Raw genomic sequence first — 1,981 nt, forward strand, 5'->3', positions numbered from 1 at the left:
TGTTGTTCAAGCACCCCGAGGGAGGCCCACCGCTCTCCCTCATACAAGTTGACGATTTAAGAGGAAAAACCCATCAGGGAAGGTGGCCGTACTCACGCGGCGAGCTTGCGGGCGGCGCTGGGGTTTGCGCCCTAACGGAACCGTTCTGACTGAATCGGTTGGGCGCGGGACGGAAGGATCGGTGCCCGCGGGTTGCGGCTCATGGTTGCAGCCATGGATCCAGGAGGACGCGGAGCGGGCGGCCTCTAGATCGCGTCCACCGGGCTCTTCACGGGCAGCACCCCCGGCCGATTCAGTACATGGGTGTAGATCATGGTCGTCGACACGTCCGCATGTCCGAGCAGCTCCTGCACCGTGCGGATGTCGTACCCGGCTTCCAGAAGGTGGGTTGCGAACGAGTGCCTCAAGGCATGGGAGTTCACGCGCTTCACGATCCGCGTCGCCTGACCCGCGGCCTTGACCGCGCGCTGCAACCAAGCCGTTGTCGAAGTCGACATCCAGCACCCGCAGCCGTACGCACTCCATCAACCGCATCCCGGTGCCGTACATCAGCCGAGCCATCAGTCCGAACGTGCCGTCCATGTGCGCCAACAGCGCCCGCATCTCGTCGCGACTCAAGACCACGGGGAGCCGTGCCTGCCTCCTGGTCTTCGAGAACTTCACGTCCTCCAGCGGACGCTCCAGGAGGTGTTTGAACCGAAACGCCACCGCGTTGTACGCCAGACTCTGCGTCTTGGCCGAGACCGAGCGCTCCACTGCCAGGTGACTCAAGAACCGCTGCACATCGGGGACGCCCAAAGCATCGAGCGGCTTGCTTCCGCAGAACATCAAGAAGCGATGACACCAATCGACGTAGGATTGCTCGGTACGGATCGAGTACTGCATGGCACGGATGGTTCGCGCCAGGTCTTCCAGGATCGGAAATGTCCGTGCCGAGCGGCTGAATCGCGGGACACCGATGGCCCGTGGACCGGCACCGTCCTCGGCGCTCATGGCCGTACTTCGCGCGATCGTCGCGTGCTCGGGGGGCAGGGTCCGCTGCCCCTCCCACCAATAGTCCCAATCGACCCCTTTCCCGGCCGGAACCTGCGCCAGGTCAACCAACAACAAGCGCACGGCATCGACAATTTGACGCATCTGCCATTCGGCCAAATCAGCGCGGGCCGACATGCGTTGCAGGAAGTCCGTGACCTGGTCCGCCGACAGCGCCGATAAGGCCGTCGGCTTGAGGTCCTTCAGGAAATCCACGACCCGCCGGATGTACTATTGCCGGAACTTCGCGGGGACCTGACGCCCGATCAGGAGATCCAGATACCGGTCCCAATTCGACGGTGAGCCGTCCTCACGGCGTGGCTTGGCGGGGTTGATTTGTGGCATCCTTAGGCTACCTTTGCGCTAGATTGCATGCAGTCTAGTACACGAGACGACGCGTTCAATCTAGAACACCTTAGGCCGCATACTCACCACAATCTCTTCGCCTCCACCCTTCCAACCCGCCCCCAGCAACCCGGAGACCCAAGATGTCCGCTGAACGATGGCTCGCCACGATCAAAGACGTAGCTTCAGAACAGAAGTTCACGATTGAAGGCGAGAACAACAAGACGACGTGTACGATCTATATTGACAAATGGCATGCCGTAGCCTTTCAACTGAAGATCAACCGAGTAGGATTTATTCAAGCACATCAGTGGGAGTGTGATAAGGATGGCGAGAATTCAAGGTATGGACGAGCCGTGTATTCAATTAGGTCGTACTCAGATTGCGTTCAATTCTGTTCAATACTCATTGCAAGCGCAGGGATTCGTGCTGGTAGGGAATCTAACTGATTAGTCCTCCCGCAAAGGAAAAGCCCCGAGCGCGCAGTCCGTGCCGAATGCGGCCTAACCCATCCCATTACACACAACTTTAGGTGTACAGGCTAAGATATCGCTTTTGGATGTTTTCCGGGGGCGGCGATGGGCTGGGCAGAGGCGGAATTTCA

At 59.5% G+C, this 1,981-nt stretch carries 1 protein-coding gene; it reads right to left on the reverse strand.

Features of this window, described 5'->3' with window-relative positions:
- Positions 1–39: 39 nt before the first annotated feature.
- Positions 40–1,248, reverse strand: coding sequence for a phage integrase N-terminal SAM-like domain-containing protein (locus BLV04_RS26175; RefSeq protein WP_139192047.1), 1,209 nt, complete (start codon positions 1,246–1,248; stop codon positions 40–42).
- Positions 1,249–1,981: the final 733 nt, after the last annotated feature.

Origin of the sequence: Thiocapsa roseopersicina (assembly GCF_900106925.1) — a bacterium.
GTDB classification, from domain to species: domain Bacteria; phylum Pseudomonadota; class Gammaproteobacteria; order Chromatiales; family Chromatiaceae; genus Thiocapsa; species Thiocapsa roseopersicina.